This window comes from Limnohabitans sp. (genome assembly GCF_023910625.1).
Classification (GTDB): Bacteria; Pseudomonadota; Gammaproteobacteria; order Burkholderiales; family Burkholderiaceae_C; genus Limnohabitans_A.
This window is the reverse complement of record NZ_JAAVVW010000003.1, coordinates 1,404,702-1,422,067: the sequence shown is the minus strand read 5'-3', so window position 1 is coordinate 1,422,067 and position 17,366 is coordinate 1,404,702. Positions and strand designations below refer to the sequence as shown.

The following is a 17,366-nucleotide window of genomic DNA, read 5'->3' as shown; positions in this document are numbered from 1 at the left end:
GAACCTTTCTTTGTAGGCCTCTTGCAGACCCTTGTGTCTGATGTGCATCAAACGTTTTCTCTAAAAGTGGAGGGGTATACCGCAGGGTATGGGTCTCAACGGCCCCCCCAGCGATCAGGATTTGCAAAAGCCATTAACCTCTTGACTTTCACCAAGCCAGCAATCCCCTTTTTTCCTTCGCGCCATGGATTCCGTCACACAAGTTCTTTTGGGCGCCTCGATTGGCGTGGCCGTCATGGGGCGGCGCACCGCGCTTTGGAAATCTGCCTTGTGGGGCGGTGTGGCAGGTTTGCTGCCCGACCTGGACGTGTTGCTCGACCACGGCGACCCGATCCTGAACATGATTCGGCACCGTGCCGAGACGCATGCCTTGTTGTTGCTGACGCTCTTTGCTTTTCCGATGGCTTGGGGGGTCAGCCGCATCCACCACCAAGCCCGCTTGTATGGCCGCTGGTGCTGGGCGCTGTGGCTGGCCCTGGTGACACACCCTTTGCTGGACCTGATGACGATTTACGGCACCCAGGTGTTTCAGCCTTTTACGGACGAGGCCTATGGGCTGGGCAGCATGTTCATCATCGACCCGGCGTATTCATTGCCCTTGCTGGTGGGGGTGGTGGCCGCGTGCCGTGTCCAAAACGTGGGCAGGGCTTTGCGCATCAATGGCTGGGCCTTGGCCTTGAGCACCGCTTATTTGGCGTGGAGTGCGCTGGCGCAGTGGGGCGTGACACAGCACGCCCGCCAATCGCTGCAGGCGCAGGGTTTGCCCAGCCAGCAACTGCTGGTCACGCCCGCGCCATTGAGCACTTTGCTGTGGCGCGTGGTGGCCATTGACGGTGATCAATTCCATGAAGGCTTTTATGCGCTGATGGACGGCAGCAGGCCCATGCGCTTTGTGGCCCATGACCGGGGTGCCGCCTTGGCCGCGCAAAACGCCGACCACCCGCAGTTGCAGCGCCTGGCGCGGTTCACCGATGGGTTTTACAAGGTGGCTGATGTCAACGGCCGCTTGGTGATCACCGACTTGCGCATGGGGCAAGAGCCTGCCTATGTGTTTTCTTTTGACATAGGCCCGCCCCTGCAAGCGGGCCAAACCCACACCGTGGCGCAACAGCAAAGCCGCCGCATGGATGTGGGCGCGGGTTTGACATGGCTGGGCCAGCGGCTGTGGGGGCACGATGTGCCGCCGCCGGGCGGGCCTTAGAGCGTTTGCCGGTAGCGCTCCATCAGCTGGGCGTGGGTTTCGGATTCGATCTCTTCGCCTTTGAAGGCGCGGATTTGGTCGCGCAGCATCTCGGTCATGTTGGGCATTTGCGCTCGGTCCACCTGTCGAGAAGCGTCCCAGAGTTGCGAGCGCATGAAGGCCTTGGCGCAATGCAAATACACCGACTCCACCGCCACGCGAATGACCACAACCGGCGCACGCCGCGCATCGGCGCACAGCGCCAGATCGGCCAGGTCGGTGGACAACACGGCGCGGCCATTGACGCGCAAGGTCTCGTCAAAACCCGGCACCATGAACAGCAAGCCCAAACGCCCGGTGGCGATGATGTTCTCCAGCGTGTCCAGCCGGTTGTTGCCCGGTGCATCCGGCAGCAGCAGCGTGTGCGCGTCGGGCACCTTGACGAAACCCGGCTCGCCCCCGCGAGGCGATGCGTCCATGTGCCCACCCGCATCGCTGCTGGCCAGCACCACAAAAGGCGACAAGCCTACGAACTGCTGCGCATGCGCGTCCAGCGCGGGGATTTCTTTTTTGAGTGCACGCTCTCGGGCGGGGCCGTAGAGCTGGCGCAGGGCGGTGAGGGTGGTGATGTGTGGGGCAGCCATAGGTGGGTTGCTTCTGTGTGGCGATGTACCCAAATTGGGTTGGTTCATACCCATTTTGGGTATTTGGCAAGGGCGAGCTATGGATATTTAGGCCACCACGGTTGGGTACGCGCTTATTTGTCCTGTATCAGTTCCAGCTGGACTTTGAGTGTGGGCAGGGCTGTTTGCAACGTGCCCCAAACCACGGCAAGGTCGATGTCGAAATAACCGTGTGCAATGCGGTTGCGCATGCCGCGCATGCTTCGCCATGGAATTTGCCGCATGCTCTGCGGCAAATTCAGGGTGCTGGTCCATGACCTTTGTGGCCGCTTCACCCAACACAATCAGGCTCATCACCACCGCCTGCTGGGTGCGCTTGTCCTGCTCGAAATCGGGTTGCGCCATACCTTCTGTGAACGCCTGTGCGTCAGCGATCGCTTGGCGCATGTGACCCAAATAATCGGGCAAACGGTTGATCGTCATAGCGGCCGGGCTTCTTGCACTACAGCATCCCGAAACTTGGCGGGCAAGTCTTTGGGCGTGAGCACATCCACGGACACGCCCAACAAGGTTTGCAACTCGTCTTGCAAGCCACCGAGGTCAAAAAGCGTGGTGCCGGGCAGAGGGTCGACCAACAAATCCAAGTCACTGCCCTCAATGTCATGACCATGCAAAGCCGAACCAAACACGCGCGGGTTGGTCACGCGGTAGCGTGCTGCGGCTTGGCAGACGGCGTCGCGATGTTGGCTGAGTGCTTGGGAGGGGCGCATGGGCGGTAGTTTAAAGCGATTGACCGCCGCTGCCCACTCAGGGTGGCTCGTCTAAAACCCCGACCCCGGCTCACTCAAAAACGCCAGCTCCTCAGGCGTGGACTCGCGGCCCAGGATGGCGTTGCGGTGGGGGTAGCGGCCAAAGCGCTCGATGATGGCTTGGTGGCGCTGCTCGAAGCGCAGGGTGTCTCCCATGCCCAGCTGATCAAACAGGACCACCGCTTGCGCATGCACCAGGGCGGACTCGCTGTGCATGTAGGGCATGTACGCAAAGCTGCGCTGCGCCAAGGGCAGGCTGCGGTCTTGCCCGCTGGCCACCAGCTCTTGTGCCAGCGCCAAGGCCAGCGCGTCTTGCGCAAAGGCGCGTGGCGTGTCGCGGTACACATTACGCGAGAACTGGTCGAGCACCAAGACCTCGGCCAAGCGCCCCTCGGGTGTGGCGCGCCAGGCAAACAACTCACACCGCGCCGCAGCATCCAGCGTGGCACCGAAGCGGGTGCGGATGGCTTCATCCAATGCGGCGTCTTTGGCGAAGTGGTGCTTGGGGGTGAGTTCGGTGAACCAGAAGTGGAGGACAGTTTGTGGGTTCATTGCGATAGCGCTGTTGGACGCAGCCAGAACAGCCATTCCATCAAGCCGCCCGCTTCACAGACAGCTTGACGGTGTAACCCAATTTCGCCGCCACGTTGACGAGTGCGTCAAGCGTGAATTTATGGGTGCGGCCCTTCACCAGATCGTTCATGCGCGGTTGGCTGATGCCAGCGCGTTGTGCGGCTTCGGCTTGGGTGATGTCGAGTTTGAGGATGACCTTGCGGATGTGCGAGACCAAATCGGCACGCAGCAACAGGTTTTGTGCTTCGGGTTCGGCAAAGCCAAGATCGTGAAAGACGTTGTCTCTGCCAACGACCATGTTCAATTTGTTGCTCATGACTGTTTGCCTTCTCGACACTGGGCGCGTTTCATTTTATATCCGTTTTGATAATTTCATAAGGACGGTGGCGTGCTTCCGACCATACCCCTCCATCCCCCAAATAAGGCAAAAATGAACCCAAAGGCAATCTATTTGCGTGATGCTTTTGCCTTTTATGAGTGCTGTATGCTTCGCTGCGTGAATGGGCTTCCACCGTCCAAATTCAGTTTTCAGGTTGGTCACGTATTCGCTTTAAAATGCGCAGAATTCTGCAATGTCCAAGGAGACAGTCATGGGTTTTTCTGCCAGCGATGTCGTGCCATTCACGCAAGCACGTTCCCATCTGTCCGAACTGGCCGACCAGGCCAAGGCTGGCGCAGAAAAGATCATCACCAAAAACGGCGAGAGCTACGTCGCATTGATCGATTCGGACCGACTGGACTACTACCACCGGCTGGAGCGCGAACGCATCCACCTGCTGTTGATCGACGACGCCAAGCGCGGCTTGGCCGACATCGCAGCGGGCCGCACGGTTGAAGCAGACGCGGCCCTGGCCCAGCTGCAACAGCGGCGCAAGACCGCCACCAAACTCCCCGCCAAGCAACGTGGCTGACCCGCTGTACCGGGTCGAGCTGACCGCCAGTTTCTTGGAGCGCCTGGACGCCATTGAGGCGTTCTTGGTGGAAGCGGATGCTGGCTTTGCGTTCGATGACTTGCTGGCCGAGATTCGCGCCACTGTCATCCCCAACCTGCGGCGCTTTCCGCGCATCGGGCGGCGCTACCTGGCCAACCCACCGCAGTCAGCCGAAGCGCTGGCGCTGCTGGCGGCCATGCCTGCGGGAGCGCCGGACGCGCTGCGCGAATACCTGCACGGCGACTTTCTTGTGCTCTACGCAGCCATGGAAGCCCAAGAGACGGTGGTCCTGCTGACCATTCGGCACCACCGGCAACTCTCGTTTGACTTTGTTCGGCTGTGGCCGAAAGCGCCTTGACTAGGGTGGACTCGTTTTTGGGCAAATGGAAAGATTTGACATCGCCGGTGTATGCCGCGTCGGTGTAGCCGCGCATCTTCAGGATGGGTGAGGTAATTCGGCTTGGTCAGAGGTGTTCGCAGCAACTGGCAGTGAAGGAAAGACAATTTGAAGTCCTACCTCGACGTGACTTGCAATTCGCTCGCAGGCCTTAATTCCGCTGCCTTGACTGACGCGCCATACAGCCACTTCTTTTTTCATTGCGGCAATTAATAGTGAACAAAGAACGAATATCTTGGGGCCAAATGGGACTAAGACAACACTGTGCGAATCACCTAATCCCCGCACAACTGACTCTAGTCGAGAGATGATTGACGTTGGTGAGCAAACATCGTAGTCTAAAACTTGGCCTGAATTCATTTCTGATAGCAGTAAGTTATTTGCTTCTCGAACTGCAATTTTGTATTTTTCTATAGGGGAGCTTGGTGAAAAAGCCCATACTTCGCCAGCCTGTAGATACTCTACAACGCCTATAGCTTGGTCCTGTTCATAACCTAATCCGAGAACGGCGGCAGTAGAAGCGTATCCACCTTGAGACCATCCAGCAAATGCACTATGAGCAGGGCCAACGACCGTGTTTGGATATCTTGTGGTGATTGGCTTTTCAAACTCAGCAAGGGAGTAAGCGAAATCGACAGCAAGTTCGCCCTGCATGTGCTTTGAGTAAAGGAATATTTGATTGACTATTGCCGCAAGTCGAAATCGAGTAAAGCAAGATACGTCGATGAAGATCGACTTAGTAGAATATCCATCAAGGGCGTGGAGTTCATTGTGAATAATTAATTCAAAATCAGAATCAAGAATATCCTCCTTGACTTCAACTTTTGAGGCGATGAATCTATCAAAATTAGATTTGTATGACAGTTCTTTTCCATAATTGAAACCTAGCGCGATGCCATTTTTTGGAAAATTATTAATTCCTTTTAGAATATGTGTGGCCCGCGATTCAAACCCTAATGCAAAAATTGTTAAGTCATACTGTTTTTCCGACCAATCTTCTTTAGAGAGGTTGTAAAATTTCAATTTTTGATTCATTGAAAAAGTCCTAGTTGTTGAGCTGGTGTTATTTCCTCGGTTAAATGTTGTGGACGAAATTTCTCAAGAGGACTAATTTGATTGATGAGAATCGTTGATAGTTTACGGGGTTTCCCCTTTCTCATCGGTAAACTAAAATGAGGTGCAAGTAGGTGAACAATTCGGAAAGTTCTGCCTACAGGGGATGCTGAGGTAAAGTTTACATCATCATCGAAAATAACAACTGCTCCGATATTTAGAGCAGCCATAATTAATCTTCTGATCTGTATGGGAGTTGCCTCGTCGACTGTGAAAGCAAGGACTGGGTCTGCGGTGAAATTCTTGCCGAGAGCACTATTTTCAAATTCTTTTGCAATTGCAGAAATCAGATCATAAAGACTAAGTCGGGTAGTTTCGTATTCGGTTAAATCGACAGGAATAGCATTGATCCACGCTAGAAACTTATTGGCTGCTGATTCAAGTTCTTGGGTCTGCTGCTCTCGCGTAAGCTCCTTTCCACTTGGACTTCCAGACCATTTTAGAATGAGTCGAGATGCAATCCCGCTAAACCAACGCGGATTCCCTTCTGTTGCTGTGCATACCGCTTCCCAGCCAGAAAATATTTCAGTTGGAGCTTTTTTTAGTAATTTCCTTACTGGTGTGTGACTATTTTCATTTTTGGAATAACCGAAATAGGCATTTCGAAAACCAACCAAAGGTGCAACTTTTCGCACGACGGAATTCATTTTTTCTGGTGAGGTGGCATTGAGAGCATCACTATTGATACCATTTTTTCTGAGATACTCCGCAAAGGATGAATCTTTAAGCTCTAACTCTTTGAAATCCTTCTTCCAGCTATCGCGCCCCTGATAGCGTCTCGAACCGTAGTCGGCTTCTGACTTAGAATATTGAAAACGAGAACGTTGCAGTATTGCGTGCGGGAAAAGGTGTTTTGCAGGGGTGCCTGCCGATTGCTTCTCCCAAAGGAGTGAGCAGAACAGCTCACGTTCACGTTGATCTGTAAACCAGAGCGGGATAGGATCGTAGTCGTTGCCAGCTGATGCAGCACCTTCTGAGTTCAGTAGCCCAGATGCATCGTTTGATGGGCTGATAGCTAACTTAAATATGAATCTTTGGTCGGTCGATCTTAGATATTCGAACAGATCTCTTTGAATTTGCGGTGGTGCGATTTCCAATTCATCAAAGCACAACGCCCATCGTGATGAATAAAGACCTGTGACTTGAATAAAGTGCTCGGCGATTTCCCTTGCCACTCCGAGCAAATTCATACCCAGAAGTCTGAGCATGTAGGGTGAAAGTCTGTCCTGTGTTGCGGCCCTCCCTAAACGGGCTAATTCCTCGACAATACCAACTTTCAGCCCATCAAGTGATGGAATTTCTATTTGCAACCCCCAGGTTTTTGCAAGAGCAATACAAAGGCTTATCTCATTTTCTTTTGATAGATTGACTGAAAGGTTAATCTGACCGGAATCATTTCTAGGTCGATCCCGGGTTAGTTGCAATAGGCAAGTAATAAACGATTCTCTAAAATGCGACAAAAAAACAGCATTTGAGAATTTTTGTCCAACTTCTTCATTTAAAGTTATTGCTTTCTGATCGACTTGCATCTTCCAGTTGATATCGGCAGGAGTGAAAACACCCCAATACTCAACTAAACTTCGTGCTCTTTCTGCCTCTGGTGCCTGCCACGCAGCAAGTGCCTTGGGTTGAAGCATTTTTAGCAGGTGAGTCTTGCCACTTCCCCTTGGACCAATCAAAAGGGAGTTGCGCAATGCAATGAGTTCCCAAAACTTGCCTGAAGGGACAAACTGGTTTGCTACTTCTTCTGCATTAATATGGCGTGCATTGTAAGCGCCAAAGAATGGTGAAGGTGCATTGCTTACGCTCATGAAGATCTCCCTATTTGGGAAAGTTTGCCGTCTCGCGTGCGATGCATTTTTACTTTGTTTGCTTCGAGTAACTGTTCCACTTGTCTAAGTGTCGCGTCCCGGATGATTGCATTGACTCAAAACGGTATCCGCTGTTCATGGCCAGAGAGGTCATGCGGCAGTTGATAGACAATCTTTGCGTCACCTCAGCAGTCCACCCGGGAGCCTTGTCATGATGATTGCCTTGCACAAAAACGCACGTACTACGCCCGCCACCCGTGCGGAGATGGCGGCCAGCACGGAGACTGCTGCCACTTTGGCGTTGCGCTTCGGCGTGAGTGAAGGCACTGTTTACAAGTGGAAGGGTCGAGTCAGCTTTCATGACGCGTCCCACACCCCGCACAAGCTTCAAACCACGCTCACACCGGCGCAAGAACAGATCGTGGTCGAACTCAGAAAGACGCTGCTGTTGCCCCTGGATGATTTGCTGGCCGTCACCCGCGAGTTTCTTTGCCCCCAGGCCACACGCTCGGGTCTGGACCGTTGCTTGCGTCGCCACGGCGTTGGCAACCTCAACGCGCTCAGGCCCAAAGAGCCCACTGAGCCTCATAAAGCCTTCAAAAGCTATGAGCCGGGGTTCATCCACATCGATGTCAAATACCTGCCCCAGATGCCCGACGAGACCAGCAGGCGCTATCTGTTTGTGGCCATCGACCGCGCCACACGCTGGGTGTTTGTGCAGATCAAGAGCCACAAGACGGCAGCGGCAGCCCGAGCGTTTCTCAATGCCCTGCACAAGGCGTGCCCGATCAAGATGCAGAAAATTCTGACCGACAACGGCAAGGAGTTCACTGACAGGTTGTTTGCCAGCCGTGAGCGCCAGGCCACGGGCAACCATGAGTTTGATCAACTGTGCCAAGCCTTGAACATTGAACACCGCCTGACCAAACCACGCACGCCGCGCACCAATGGCATGGTCGAGCGCTTCAACGGGCGTATCGCTGATGTGCTCAAGACACACCGATTCACCAGCGGTGAAGATTTGGAGCAAACGCTCATGCGTTACGTGGCTCTGTACAACCATCAGTTACCCCAGTCAGCGCTCAAAAGCAAAACACCGATGAGGGCCATGAAAGACTGGTACGCTTCTCATCCTCATTTGTTTATAAAACGGCCTTACGATCATCCGGGATGCGACATCTAAGTTGTGCCGGGGTTAGATATTCAACGTCTGGAAGGTGGGAAACGATTTCTTCCCAGTTTTTGAAATTTGGTGTGTTGCCGATTAGAGCAACTAGACTGTCGGCAGTTGCTCTTGGTTGGTATCTTGATCCGAAACCACATTGCGGAGGAAACCCTTCGTCTTCACTACGTACCTCTAAGCTTTGCCAGCCAGACGGTTGAGTCCAACTCCAAGTTTCAATTTTTCCCTTCAGTGGTTGTTCGGCGCTAATGTCTACTTCGATGTCGAGAATGTGAAATTGGTTTAATTTCCCATGTGATTGACTAGAAAAACTTGATGCACCAATAACAACATAATCCGGATCTCTGCTGTGCTCAAGATTCGGTATGTGGCGGTGGCCGTGCAGCACTAACCAGGGCGAAGCTGTTCTGGTGGATAACATACTAATTAGTTCCGATCCTTTTTGCATGTATTCCCCATCAGGTGTAGTTCCCCAAAGTCCCTTTAGCGGCCTAACGTGATGATGGCAAAGTAATATATTAAGTGCTGCGTTTTGTTGATTTTTGATTTTCTTCTCAATCGCATCTATTGTTCTTTTTGATACTCTCCCATGGTCCAATTCCTGATCTTTGCCGCCGTGAAATGCGCTTGTATTTAATACAAGTACTCGTACTTCTGGGTAAGGGTGGGATATTGCAAAGTTACGAGACCAAAAGTGGTTAGTAAGATCATCTGAGTCAAATGGAAACTGCGGCGCAATAGTCTGGAGGGCGCCTTTTGGATCAGGGTCTTCATGTGATTCGATGTGGCGCGAATTAAGATCATGGTTTCCGCAAGTGGCAATAAGTTCGGTGGCGCCTAGAGCGGACTTAAGCTGGTGAAGCTTTGACCAAGCGTATTGAAATCCTCTTATGTCTGCCTTATCGCAGATGTCGCCAGCACAAAGTAGTAGGTCAACAACTATTCGCTCTTTCTTAATTAAATCGTCAAGGGTGCCGAAGGGGTCAGGATCAGATACCTGCGGATTGGAAGGCAAAAATGAAACATCCTTCCGTGAAGGTGTTGGATGGAATGCGTGGAGATCACTCAGCAAGGCGATCCTGAAAGTTTGCTTCGGCATAGTGTTTTTTAGTAGTTTGAAGCAAGGATTTCGTTTGCTTTACATCTTGAGTGAGAGAACCCAGCGACACTTCGCGCTACTGTTATTTTCCTTAGCGTCCATCCCTTTAAGGCATCACAGAGTACATCACACTCTCGGAATGATAGCAATACTTTGGTACCACGATCTGTGAGGCCTCTGCATACCTCCACCAGTCTTTCTTGATCAGTTTTTACAAATGAACCCGCGTATCCGTACTCACCTCTAAACCTAGTCCCATCGCTGTATGGTGGATCAATGTAGACAAAATCATTTTCCGTAGTGTTCTTGATGCTTTGTTCAAAATCTCCGCATGTCAGAGTTACTCCTGATAGAGCTGAGGAAAGCTGTCTGAGTTGATTCAGATCAGGTAGTGAGTAGATCCTGCTGCCGATCGGTACATTGAACTGTCCCGACTTATTGGTCCTGTACACGCCATTGAAACATGCTTTCATCAAATAGATGAGCCTAGCTGCTCTCTCTGAAGCCTTGAGGCAGTTTGTGTTGAGACTTCTCAAGAGGTAGTACGCTTCACTATTTAGTGGAATAGAATTTAACAGTTCAAAAACCTCATGCGGATCATCCCGAATTGCTTCATATGTCGCAATGATTTCGGGATTTAAGTCCCCTAGAACAGCTTTCTCCGGAAGTAAGTCGAAGAACAGAACTGCCGATCCTGCAAACGGTTCAATATACCTTTCAAAGGTTGGAGGTAGGGCGCTCCGTAAATTGGGAAGGAGCTTGCGTTTGCTACCGGCCCACCTAAGCACGGGTTTTAGTGACATTGCTTCAATCGATTCTTAATTCGGTAATCTTCAATTAGAGCAGTTGTCTTGCTTCACTTTCCCCAGCTGTCCTTCAACCCCGTCACCCGGTTAAACACCGGCTTCCCTCCAGCCACATGATCCGCACGATCCGCCACAAAATACCCAAACCGCTCAAACTGGAACTTCTGGTCCGGCTGCGCAGCGGCGCGAGGGTCGCCGGATGGGAGGAAGATTTGGATGGTTTGTGGGCGTGGTTTCAAAGGAATGACTCTTGAAATTCTTCAAGCCGCTTGCAGATGGCCCAGTGGTAGCTTGGATACAGACAGGTTGTTGAGGTCCACACGTTGGCTGGCGTGTTGCAGATCAATGCCGACGAGTGCGCCGTTGGTGTCGAAGTCCAGCACCACGCCGTCTTGGACTTCATCAGATTCGACGGACGCACGGTCAGCCAGATGAATGTAGAGAGAATCTGTGGCTTGGTCGTAGCTGATTTTCATGGTTTGAATCTCCTGTCTGGAAATGCATTGTGAACGGTTTTACCGTCATCGAGTGTGACGACGCGCAGGTAACGCTCAAGTTCTGTGATCCATACCCAGTGCCGAACGCGTCCATCATCGGGTTGAACTTCCTTGCGGTAAGGTTTCTCAAGGGCCAGCAACAGCCATTCTTGTCGCAAATACGGTCGTTTGACCAATACGTCGTTGCGAAAATAGTCGGTGGTCAGCATGGATCATTTGCCCCAGCTGTCCTTCAACCCTGTCACCCGGTTGAACACCGGCTTGGCCCCCGCCACATGATCCGCACGGTCCGCCACAAAGTACCCAAACCGCTCGAACTGGAACTTCTGGTCCGGCTGCGCTTGGGCCAGTGATGGCTCCACATACGCCGTCACCACTTTCAGGCTGTTCGGGTTGAGCGACTGCAAGAAGTCTTTGCCGCCCGCGTCGGGGTGCGCGTCGGCAAACAGGCGGTCGTACAGGCGCACTTCGGCCTGCACGCCGTCGGCCACGCCAACCCAGGTGATGGCGGCTTTGGCTTTGACGCTGTCGGCGCCGGGGGTGCCGCTCTTGGTGCCGGGGATGACTTTGGCGTGCACCTCGGTCACATGGCCCGCCGCGTCGCGTGCGCAGCCGGTGCATTCGATCACGTAGCCGCCTTTCAGGCGCACCACAGCGCCGGGGGACGTGGACCCGTCAGGGTTCACCTTTGGCGGGCTCAGGCGCTTGTAGCCCTTGGGCGGCACTTCTTCAAAGTCTTCGCGCTCGATCCACACTTCTTTGCCGATCTTGAACACGCGGTCAGAGGGGGTCATGGCGCCTTCAGTGCCATCTTTCCCATCCTTGCCTTCGGCGATGGCGCTGTGGGGCAGGGCGGGTTGGGTGCAGTCTTCGGTGTAGGCATCTGAGCCAAAGGCCTCGGCCCAGTTGGTGAGCACCAACTTGACGGGGTCGAGCACGGCCATGCCGCGGTGGGCTTTGTTTTCCAGGTCTTCGCGCAGGCAGCCTTCGAGCGTGCTGTAGTCGATCCAGCTGTCGCTCTTGGTCACGCCAATGCGGTCGGCAAACAGGCGCAGGCTTGTCGGGGTGTAGCCCCGGCGGCGAAGGCCCACGATGGTCGGCATGCGGGGGTCGTCCCAGCCGCTGACTTTGCCTTCATTGACCAGTTGCGCCAGCTTGCGTTTGCTGGTGATCACATAGGTCAGGTTCAGGCGGGCAAATTCGTATTGCTTCGGGCTGGGCGCGGCCAGCAGCTGGCACTCGCACAGGCGCTCCATCAGCCAGTCGTAAAACGGGCGCTGGTCTTCAAACTCCAGCGTGCACAGGCTGTGGGTGATCTGCTCCAGCGCGTCTTCGATGGGGTGGGCATAGGTGTACATCGGGTAGATGCACCAGGTGTCGCCCGTGTGGTGGTGGGTGGCGCGGCGGATGCGGTAGATGGCCGGGTCGCGCAGGTTGATGTTGGGGGACTGCATGCTGATCTTGGCGCGCAGCACGGCCGCGCCGTCGGCCAACTTGCCGTCGCGCATCTCGCGAAAGCGGGTCAGGTTCTGTTCCACCGTGCGGGTGCGGAAAGGGCTGTCCACGCCGGGCTTGCCAAAGTCGCCCCGGTTGGCGCGCATGTCTTCGGCGCTTTGCTCGTCCACATAGGCGTGACCGGCTTGGATCAGCGCCTCGGCTGCGCGGTACATGAAGTCGAAGTAGTCGCTGGCCTGGTAGGGCGCGGCGCTGCAGTCCTCGGATGCGGCTGCGCCTTGGGCCTGGCCCATTTGCGCCCAGTCAAAACCGAGCCATTTCACGGCGTCGATGATGCTGTTGACGTATTCGGTGTCTTCTTTTTCGGGGTTGGTGTCGTCAAAGCGCAGGTGGCACACGCCGCCGTACTCTTGGGCCAGGCCAAAGTTGATGCAGATGCTCTTGGCGTGGCCCACATGCAAATAGCCGTTGGGCTCGGGCGGAAAGCGGGTGCGGATCTTGGCCGGGTCGGGCTGGCCAGCAGCGTGGTGCGCGGCGTCGCCGGGGCTGCCTGCCCAGCGGCGGCTGGCATACGTGCCCTGCTCGATGTCTTTGTCGATGATCTGACGCAGGAAGTTGCTGACCTTGTGGTCGGCGCTGTTGTCTGGGGTGGGGGAAGTCATAGCGCTTGATTTTAGGGGCTGGCGCGGGTCGGGCTGCGTGCGCGCCGTTACGACTGGAAACCACTGTAAAGCAGTGGCGGTGCACCAAAGCCCAGGCTGGCGCGCTAAAGGGGGCAAGGAGCCTGCTTTCAAGAAAAGCCAATGTCACCAGAGGAACTTTGTCATGCTTTTTCCGTTCAAGTCGTCGTTTTCAAGGCCACTGGCCTTGTTCGGGTTGTTGGGTCTGACTTTGATGCAGGGGGGCTGCGCGCACCCGGTGTTTGTGGAGCCGTCGGTGTCGGTGCATTCGCGCATCGGCCATGCCCAGGTTTACGGCCATGTGGGTGTGCCTGGTCCGGTCTATTACGGCCCGCCCCGTGTCATTTATGCCCCGCCCCCACCACCGCGTGTGATTTATGTCCCGCCACCCCCGCCTCGTGTGGTGTTCGTGCCCCGGGCTCATCCCCCTGCTCAAATTTGGGGCCACGGGCACGACCGTGGGCAGCGTGGCCAAGAGCGCAGGCAGTTCCGCGAGGAGGAGCAGGAGCGCGGTGGCAGGCGTGGGAAACGTGATCAGCGCGATCAGTGGCAGCGGCACTGAGCGGCTGCGTTGTTTGTTCAGGTGCTCACTTGGCTTTGAACAACACATGCGGCATGTGGCGCAAGCCCGCATCCTGGGTGTAGAGCATGGCGGTGTGCACTTGTGCGGTTTGCCAAATGATGGCGTCGCCCATCGACAGTTTGTGCTGGGTGGCCGTCTTGGCGGCTTCAAACAAGTCGGCGGGTGCCAGTTGGACCACCCGGCCTTTTTGCATCACGGCCAAAGCCTCCAAGGCGGCATCCTCGCCGCGCTCTTGCAGCATGCGCTTGCCCACTTCATAAAGGGTGAGGGCCGGCACGATCAAGACGTCGGGTTTGGCAAAAGCGGCTTCAAAAAACGGGGCATTGGCCTCGCCTCCAAAAAAGGCCAGCCAACCGCAACTGTCCACCACATGCCATGGCCGTTCTGGCCGGGTGATGGGTGCCATGCTCACACCCGATCGGCGTCGCGCACCACGGTGCTGTCGATGCCGGGCCAGCGCCCCTTGTAGGACAGGATCGACTGCTCGGGCACAAACTCGACTTTGCCGTCGTTGAGCCGTACCTCCATGCGCTGCCCTGCAAAGAGCTGCAGCGCTTCGCGGATCTCTTTGGGGATCACCACTTGGAATTTGGGGGAGACGGACACGGTGGTCATGGTTTTACATCCTGATGGGTTGTACGGATTTGCAACCGTAGCACGGTTGGCAATGTAAAACAAGTGGCCGCCTGTCCTTATCTCTGCGACCCCAGTCTGCACGGATCAAAAACACATCACCGATGCTTCAGGGCCTCTGGCGCAGCACCATCTCGTCGCGCCGGATTTCCACGTCGAAGTGTTTGAGGAAGGCTTGGCCCAGCAGGGCTTGGTTGGGCTGCAGGCCGCTCAGGCCCACGGTGACGCTGGCGTCGTTGAGCACCAGGTGGCCCGCCCGCACGGGCACGCTGCGCACCAGTTGGCCGGGGCGCTGGCCGTTGGCGGTGTGCAAGGTGATGCTTTGGCCCGCAGGCAGCCCAGCTTGTGTGGCCAGCGCCTGGCTCACGCTCACATGGCTGGCCCCGGTGTCCACCAAAAACGTGACGGGCTGGCGGTTGACTTCGCCCTCGACATGAAAATGCCCGTCGCGCTGGCGCGGGATGACCAGGTCGCCCGAGCTGAGCGCATAGGGCTTGAGGCTGGCTTGGCGGTTTTGCTCGATGCGCTCAAACACCAAATACAGCACCCCGGCTACGGCCAGCCATACGGCGGCGATGGCGAAGGCGCCGAAGCGGGCGATTTTTTGGAGGGATGGATCAGACACCGGGGGCTTTTTATCTGACGCCCCAAGCTTGCAAACGGGTGGCGGCGTATTGCGCGGCCTGCCCTTGGTTGCTGGCTTGTAAAAAGCGGCGGTACAACACAGCAGCGTCTTGCCGGTTACCGGTGCCCTCAAGGGCAACCCCGCGCAAGAACGTGATGCCAGGGTCGCCCGGTAGCGTTTGGTCGAAGCGGGTCAGGTCTTGGTAGGCCTGCTGGGGTTGCTTGAGTTGCAAGGCCAACACACCCGAGATTTTTTGCGCTTGGGCTTCTTGCGGATAAATGCTTTGGCCAGTTTGTGCGTAAGCACGCGCCTCTTGGGGTTTGCCCATGGCCTGCAAGCATTGGGCCATGCGGATGTGGGCGGCGTAGTCTCTGGGTGTGGCTTTGATGGCTTGGGCAAACGCCGCTTGGGCTTGGGGCAGTTGTTTGCGGCTCATCGCGGTTTCGCCGCGTTGGCAGGCTTCGATGGTGGGTTGGATGCGGCGCACGCTGGCCGTGCTGTCCATGAAGCGTTCGCGCCGGGTGGGCAGGCCGCTGGTGTTGGCGTATTGCGTGCTGGCCAAACGCTCGGCGGTGGCGACGCGCTCGGCGCTCATGGGGTGCGAGCTGAACATGGTTTGCAAGAGGCTGGGGGCTTGCTTTTCTTCGTTGAGCAGGAGTTGGTGCAAGCGCACCATGCCACTGGCCGGATAGCCGCTGCGCACCATGTAGGCTTGGCCCAAGGCATCGGCCTCGCGCTCGTTGTCGCGCGAATACGAGGCCAACAGCGCGCTGGCCCCAATTTGTCCGCCCAGCATGGCCAAGTTGCCCCATTGTTCGTTGGCCGTCAACGCCACGCCCATCAAGGTCACGTTGGCCAACAAACCTTGTCCGCTGCGCTGTGCGGAGTGGCGTGCGGTGACGTGGCCAATTTCGTGACCCAACAGCGCAGCGAGTTCGGCTTCGTCCTTCATGGCCACCAAAATGCCACGCGTCACACCCATGGCGCCTGCGGGGAATGTGTAGGCATTCACGTAATTGGCGTTCAGCACCCGGTAGTTGTAGGGCATGTCGGGGCGGTGTGAGCGGGTGTGCAGTTCGCGCCCGAGTTCGCTGACGTAGCGGTTCACAGCAGGGTCTTGGATAGCACCGAGGTCTTCAGAAAATTGGTGCGGAGCCTGTTGTGCATCGATGGCACGCTCTTGCACCTCGGACATGCCGACCAAGATACGTTCACCCGTGATGGGCGATTGAGCGCAACCTTGCAAGGCCCCAAGACTGGTGGCCGATACGCTGGCACCGAGCAACCACAAAGCGTGGCGACGGGTGAGTCGTTGACGAGATAAGGCGAGGGAGAGGGGTGCGTGATGCATGGGGCTCTGTTGGCAATCAGTTGCTGGGTGCTGTTGAATTATTCAACACTTTGTATTTGCCTCTGTAAGCTCACCCCGCTTTTGCACACTGTTACAGGTTCACATCGCTTTGAACAAATGCGCGTAAAGGCGGCTCACGCTCAGCCGTGTAGGCAGGCCCTTCAGGCGCAAACTCAAACGCCCCGATTCGTCGCGGGTGACCGATTCGATGGCGGTGGCGCGCACCACAGAGCCCCGATGGATTTGCCAGAACACTTGCGCATCGAGCCGCTGCATGAGTTCCTTCAATGGGGTGCGCAGCAGCACTTCTGCGCCGTCGGTGGTGAACACGCGCACGTATTTGTCGGCCGCTTCCAGGTGCAGCACATCGGCCACGGGCACCATGCGCAGTTGGTTGCCCACGCTGGCTTGCAGCAGCTGCAAGGGCGCTGCGGGTTTGGCGGCGTCGGTGGGCGCGCTCAGCAAGGCGCGCAGTTGCTGGAGCACCGGGTCCAGTTGCTCGCTGGTTTGGGGACCGGGCTGGCGCTGGCGCAGGCCGTATTGCAGCCGCGCCACGGTTTGGGCCAGCCGGTCAGCACGCACGGGTTTGAGCACGTAGTCCACCGCCTGCGCATCAAACGCGGCCAGGGCGTATTGGTCATAAGCCGTCACAAACACCAACAGCGGAAAAGGCTTGGTTTCGGGCCATTCTTCGGCCAGTTCGGCCGCAGCCTCCAGCCCGGTTTGGCCCGGCATGCGGATGTCAAAAAACAGCACGTCGGGGCGGTGTTGCAGCGCCAGTTGCACAGCGCTCAGGCCGTCGCCCGCCGTGGCCAGCACGCGCAGCGCGGGCCACAGGGCGTGCAGTTCGTTTTGCAGGGTTTGGGCCAGCAGCGGCTCGTCTTCGGCAATGAGTGCGGTAGCGGGGGTGTTCATGGGGTGGCTATTTTGTCTTTGTAGGAGCCCACCCTGTGGGCGATGGTTTTCAGGGCGTGTGCCACGCCCATCGCCCACAGGGGTGGGCTCCTACAAAAAGA

Annotated in this window: 22 protein-coding genes and 1 pseudogene; 5 read left to right on the top strand and 18 right to left on the bottom strand. The window is 56.0% G+C overall.

Annotated elements, in window-relative coordinates; all coding sequences use genetic code 11:
• Nucleotides 1-184: 184 nt before the first annotated feature.
• Entirely contained in the window at nt 185-1,201 is a 1,017-nt protein-coding gene (locus HEQ17_RS10000) for a metal-dependent hydrolase (protein WP_296292610.1), read from the top strand.
• On the opposite strand, the gene HEQ17_RS09995 is transcribed toward HEQ17_RS10000, so the two are convergent.
• From HEQ17_RS09995 to HEQ17_RS09975, 5 genes and pseudogenes are all read right to left on the bottom strand, one after another.
• A complete protein-coding gene (locus HEQ17_RS09995) occupies nt 1,198-1,824 on the bottom strand; it encodes a pyridoxamine 5'-phosphate oxidase family protein (protein ID WP_296292609.1) in 627 nt (208 codons plus the stop codon). The two genes, HEQ17_RS10000 and HEQ17_RS09995, sit on opposite strands and share 4 nt — an antisense overlap.
• A gap of 113 nt (nt 1,825-1,937) precedes the next feature.
• A pseudogene (locus HEQ17_RS09990) lies at nt 1,938-2,286 on the bottom strand (DUF86 domain-containing protein).
• Nucleotides 2,283-2,573, bottom strand: coding sequence for a nucleotidyltransferase family protein (locus tag HEQ17_RS09985; protein ID WP_296292608.1), 291 nt, complete (start codon nt 2,571-2,573; stop codon nt 2,283-2,285). Before HEQ17_RS09985 ends, HEQ17_RS09990 begins: the two are co-directional and overlap by 4 nt.
• Nucleotides 2,574-2,624: 51 nt before the next feature.
• A complete protein-coding gene (locus HEQ17_RS09980) occupies nt 2,625-3,164 on the bottom strand; it encodes a DUF924 family protein (protein ID WP_296292607.1) in 540 nt (179 codons plus the stop codon).
• Between the two features lie 40 nt (nt 3,165-3,204).
• Nucleotides 3,205-3,501, bottom strand: coding sequence for a helix-turn-helix domain-containing protein (locus tag HEQ17_RS09975; protein ID WP_296292606.1), 297 nt, complete (start codon nt 3,499-3,501; stop codon nt 3,205-3,207).
• Nucleotides 3,502-3,775: 274 nt separating this feature from the next.
• Here HEQ17_RS09975 and HEQ17_RS09970 point away from each other — a divergent pair, with 274 nt between their 5' ends.
• Both HEQ17_RS09970 and HEQ17_RS09965 read left to right on the top strand, forming a co-directional pair.
• The gene (locus tag HEQ17_RS09970) at nt 3,776-4,096 is read left to right on the top strand and encodes a type II toxin-antitoxin system Phd/YefM family antitoxin (protein WP_296292605.1); all 321 of its coding nucleotides are present in this window, start codon (nt 3,776-3,778) and stop codon (nt 4,094-4,096) included.
• Complete coding sequence (locus tag HEQ17_RS09965) at nt 4,089-4,475, top strand: type II toxin-antitoxin system RelE/ParE family toxin (protein ID WP_296292603.1); 387 nt, start codon at nt 4,089-4,091, stop codon at nt 4,473-4,475. Before HEQ17_RS09970 ends, HEQ17_RS09965 begins: the two co-directional genes overlap by 8 nt.
• A gap of 78 nt (nt 4,476-4,553) precedes the next feature.
• On the opposite strand, the gene HEQ17_RS09960 is transcribed toward HEQ17_RS09965, so the two are convergent.
• Together HEQ17_RS09960 and HEQ17_RS09955 are read right to left on the bottom strand one after the other, a co-directional pair.
• Complete coding sequence (locus HEQ17_RS09960) at nt 4,554-5,549, bottom strand: hypothetical protein (RefSeq protein WP_296292602.1); 996 nt, start codon at nt 5,547-5,549, stop codon at nt 4,554-4,556.
• Entirely contained in the window at nt 5,546-7,438 is a 1,893-nt protein-coding gene (locus tag HEQ17_RS09955) for a hypothetical protein (protein WP_296292601.1), read from the bottom strand. Before HEQ17_RS09955 ends, HEQ17_RS09960 begins: the two co-directional genes overlap by 4 nt.
• Nucleotides 7,439-7,649: 211 nt before the next feature.
• Here HEQ17_RS09955 and HEQ17_RS09950 point away from each other — a divergent pair, with 211 nt between their 5' ends.
• Nucleotides 7,650-8,621: an IS481 family transposase gene (locus HEQ17_RS09950; protein WP_296292600.1), complete on the top strand. Its 972-nt coding sequence runs from the start codon at nt 7,650-7,652 to the stop codon at nt 8,619-8,621.
• Here the strand turns inward: HEQ17_RS09950 and HEQ17_RS09945 are convergent.
• Genes HEQ17_RS09945 through HEQ17_RS09920 form a run of 6 tightly spaced genes read right to left on the bottom strand, consistent with a single transcriptional unit; the run spans nt 8,581 to nt 13,140 of the window.
• Nucleotides 8,581-9,720 (bottom strand): metallophosphoesterase, encoded by a 1,140-nt coding sequence (locus tag HEQ17_RS09945; protein ID WP_296292599.1) that lies wholly within the window; start codon nt 9,718-9,720, stop codon nt 8,581-8,583. The genes HEQ17_RS09950 and HEQ17_RS09945 overlap by 41 nt on opposite strands.
• 8 nt (nt 9,721-9,728) lie before the next feature.
• Nucleotides 9,729-10,523, bottom strand: coding sequence for a Dam family site-specific DNA-(adenine-N6)-methyltransferase (locus tag HEQ17_RS09940; protein WP_296292598.1), 795 nt, complete (start codon nt 10,521-10,523; stop codon nt 9,729-9,731).
• A gap of 53 nt (nt 10,524-10,576) precedes the next feature.
• Nucleotides 10,577-10,765 carry a hypothetical protein gene (locus HEQ17_RS16035; RefSeq protein ID WP_366938038.1) on the bottom strand — a complete coding sequence of 63 codons (189 nt, stop codon included), beginning with the start codon at nt 10,763-10,765 and terminating at the stop codon, nt 10,577-10,579.
• Nucleotides 10,766-10,786: 21 nt separating this feature from the next.
• Nucleotides 10,787-11,002, bottom strand: a complete 216-nt coding sequence (locus tag HEQ17_RS09930; protein ID WP_296292596.1) for a DUF2283 domain-containing protein — start codon at nt 11,000-11,002, stop codon at nt 10,787-10,789.
• Complete coding sequence (locus tag HEQ17_RS09925; protein WP_296292595.1) at nt 10,999-11,232, bottom strand: hypothetical protein; 234 nt, start codon at nt 11,230-11,232, stop codon at nt 10,999-11,001. The genes HEQ17_RS09930 and HEQ17_RS09925 overlap by 4 nt, the downstream gene beginning before the upstream one ends.
• A 3-nt stretch (nt 11,233-11,235) precedes the next feature.
• Nucleotides 11,236-13,140 (bottom strand): glutamine--tRNA ligase/YqeY domain fusion protein, encoded by a 1,905-nt coding sequence (locus tag HEQ17_RS09920; RefSeq protein ID WP_296292594.1) that lies wholly within the window; start codon nt 13,138-13,140, stop codon nt 11,236-11,238.
• 163 nt (nt 13,141-13,303) lie between these two features.
• Between HEQ17_RS09920 and HEQ17_RS09915 the strand changes: the two genes are divergently transcribed.
• Nucleotides 13,304-13,720, top strand: a complete 417-nt coding sequence (locus HEQ17_RS09915; protein WP_296292593.1) for a hypothetical protein — start codon at nt 13,304-13,306, stop codon at nt 13,718-13,720.
• A gap of 25 nt (nt 13,721-13,745) precedes the next feature.
• Here HEQ17_RS09915 and HEQ17_RS09910 read toward each other — a convergent pair whose 3' ends face one another.
• From HEQ17_RS09910 to HEQ17_RS09890, 5 genes are all read right to left on the bottom strand, one after another.
• Nucleotides 13,746-14,147 (bottom strand): type II toxin-antitoxin system VapC family toxin, encoded by a 402-nt coding sequence (locus HEQ17_RS09910; RefSeq protein WP_296292592.1) that lies wholly within the window; start codon nt 14,145-14,147, stop codon nt 13,746-13,748.
• A gap of 2 nt (nt 14,148-14,149) precedes the next feature.
• Nucleotides 14,150-14,356, bottom strand: coding sequence for an AbrB/MazE/SpoVT family DNA-binding domain-containing protein (locus HEQ17_RS09905; protein WP_293750641.1), 207 nt, complete (start codon nt 14,354-14,356; stop codon nt 14,150-14,152).
• Between the two features lie 127 nt (nt 14,357-14,483).
• Complete coding sequence (locus HEQ17_RS09900) at nt 14,484-14,999, bottom strand: TIGR02281 family clan AA aspartic protease (protein WP_296292591.1); 516 nt, start codon at nt 14,997-14,999, stop codon at nt 14,484-14,486.
• 10 nt (nt 15,000-15,009) lie between these two features.
• Nucleotides 15,010-16,350, bottom strand: a complete 1,341-nt coding sequence (locus tag HEQ17_RS09895) for a M48 family metalloprotease (protein ID WP_296292590.1) — start codon at nt 16,348-16,350, stop codon at nt 15,010-15,012.
• A gap of 99 nt (nt 16,351-16,449) precedes the next feature.
• Nucleotides 16,450-17,265: a LytTR family DNA-binding domain-containing protein gene (locus HEQ17_RS09890; protein WP_296292589.1), complete on the bottom strand. Its 816-nt coding sequence runs from the start codon at nt 17,263-17,265 to the stop codon at nt 16,450-16,452.
• Nucleotides 17,266-17,366: the final 101 nt, after the last annotated feature.

Bases quoted from the DNA above. Each gene is read 5' to 3' on its own strand.
- HEQ17_RS10000 (WP_296292610.1), top strand. From the start codon at position 185: ATGGATTCCGTCACACAAGTTCTTTTGGGCGCCTCGATTGGCGTGGCC.
- HEQ17_RS09995 (WP_296292609.1), bottom strand. From the start codon at position 1,824: ATGGCTGCCCCACACATCACCACCCTCACCGCCCTGCGCCAGCTCTAC.
- HEQ17_RS09985 (WP_296292608.1), bottom strand. From the start codon at position 2,573: ATGCGCCCCTCCCAAGCACTCAGCCAACATCGCGACGCCGTCTGCCAA.
- HEQ17_RS09980 (WP_296292607.1), bottom strand. From the start codon at position 3,164: ATGAACCCACAAACTGTCCTCCACTTCTGGTTCACCGAACTCACCCCC.
- HEQ17_RS09975 (WP_296292606.1), bottom strand. From the start codon at position 3,501: ATGAGCAACAAATTGAACATGGTCGTTGGCAGAGACAACGTCTTTCAC.
- HEQ17_RS09970 (WP_296292605.1), top strand. From the start codon at position 3,776: ATGGGTTTTTCTGCCAGCGATGTCGTGCCATTCACGCAAGCACGTTCC.
- HEQ17_RS09960 (WP_296292602.1), bottom strand. From the start codon at position 5,549: ATGAATCAAAAATTGAAATTTTACAACCTCTCTAAAGAAGATTGGTCG.
- HEQ17_RS09955 (WP_296292601.1), bottom strand. From the start codon at position 7,438: ATGAGCGTAAGCAATGCACCTTCACCATTCTTTGGCGCTTACAATGCA.
- HEQ17_RS09950 (WP_296292600.1), top strand. From the start codon at position 7,650: ATGATGATTGCCTTGCACAAAAACGCACGTACTACGCCCGCCACCCGT.
- HEQ17_RS09945 (WP_296292599.1), bottom strand. From the start codon at position 9,720: ATGCCGAAGCAAACTTTCAGGATCGCCTTGCTGAGTGATCTCCACGCA.
- HEQ17_RS09940 (WP_296292598.1), bottom strand. From the start codon at position 10,523: ATGTCACTAAAACCCGTGCTTAGGTGGGCCGGTAGCAAACGCAAGCTC.
- HEQ17_RS09930 (WP_296292596.1), bottom strand. From the start codon at position 11,002: ATGAAAATCAGCTACGACCAAGCCACAGATTCTCTCTACATTCATCTG.
- HEQ17_RS09925 (WP_296292595.1), bottom strand. From the start codon at position 11,232: ATGCTGACCACCGACTATTTTCGCAACGACGTATTGGTCAAACGACCG.
- HEQ17_RS09920 (WP_296292594.1), bottom strand. From the start codon at position 13,140: ATGACTTCCCCCACCCCAGACAACAGCGCCGACCACAAGGTCAGCAAC.
- HEQ17_RS09915 (WP_296292593.1), top strand. From the start codon at position 13,304: ATGCTTTTTCCGTTCAAGTCGTCGTTTTCAAGGCCACTGGCCTTGTTC.
- HEQ17_RS09910 (WP_296292592.1), bottom strand. From the start codon at position 14,147: ATGGCACCCATCACCCGGCCAGAACGGCCATGGCATGTGGTGGACAGT.
- HEQ17_RS09905 (WP_293750641.1), bottom strand. From the start codon at position 14,356: ATGACCACCGTGTCCGTCTCCCCCAAATTCCAAGTGGTGATCCCCAAA.
- HEQ17_RS09895 (WP_296292590.1), bottom strand. From the start codon at position 16,350: ATGCATCACGCACCCCTCTCCCTCGCCTTATCTCGTCAACGACTCACC.
- HEQ17_RS09890 (WP_296292589.1), bottom strand. From the start codon at position 17,265: ATGAACACCCCCGCTACCGCACTCATTGCCGAAGACGAGCCGCTGCTG.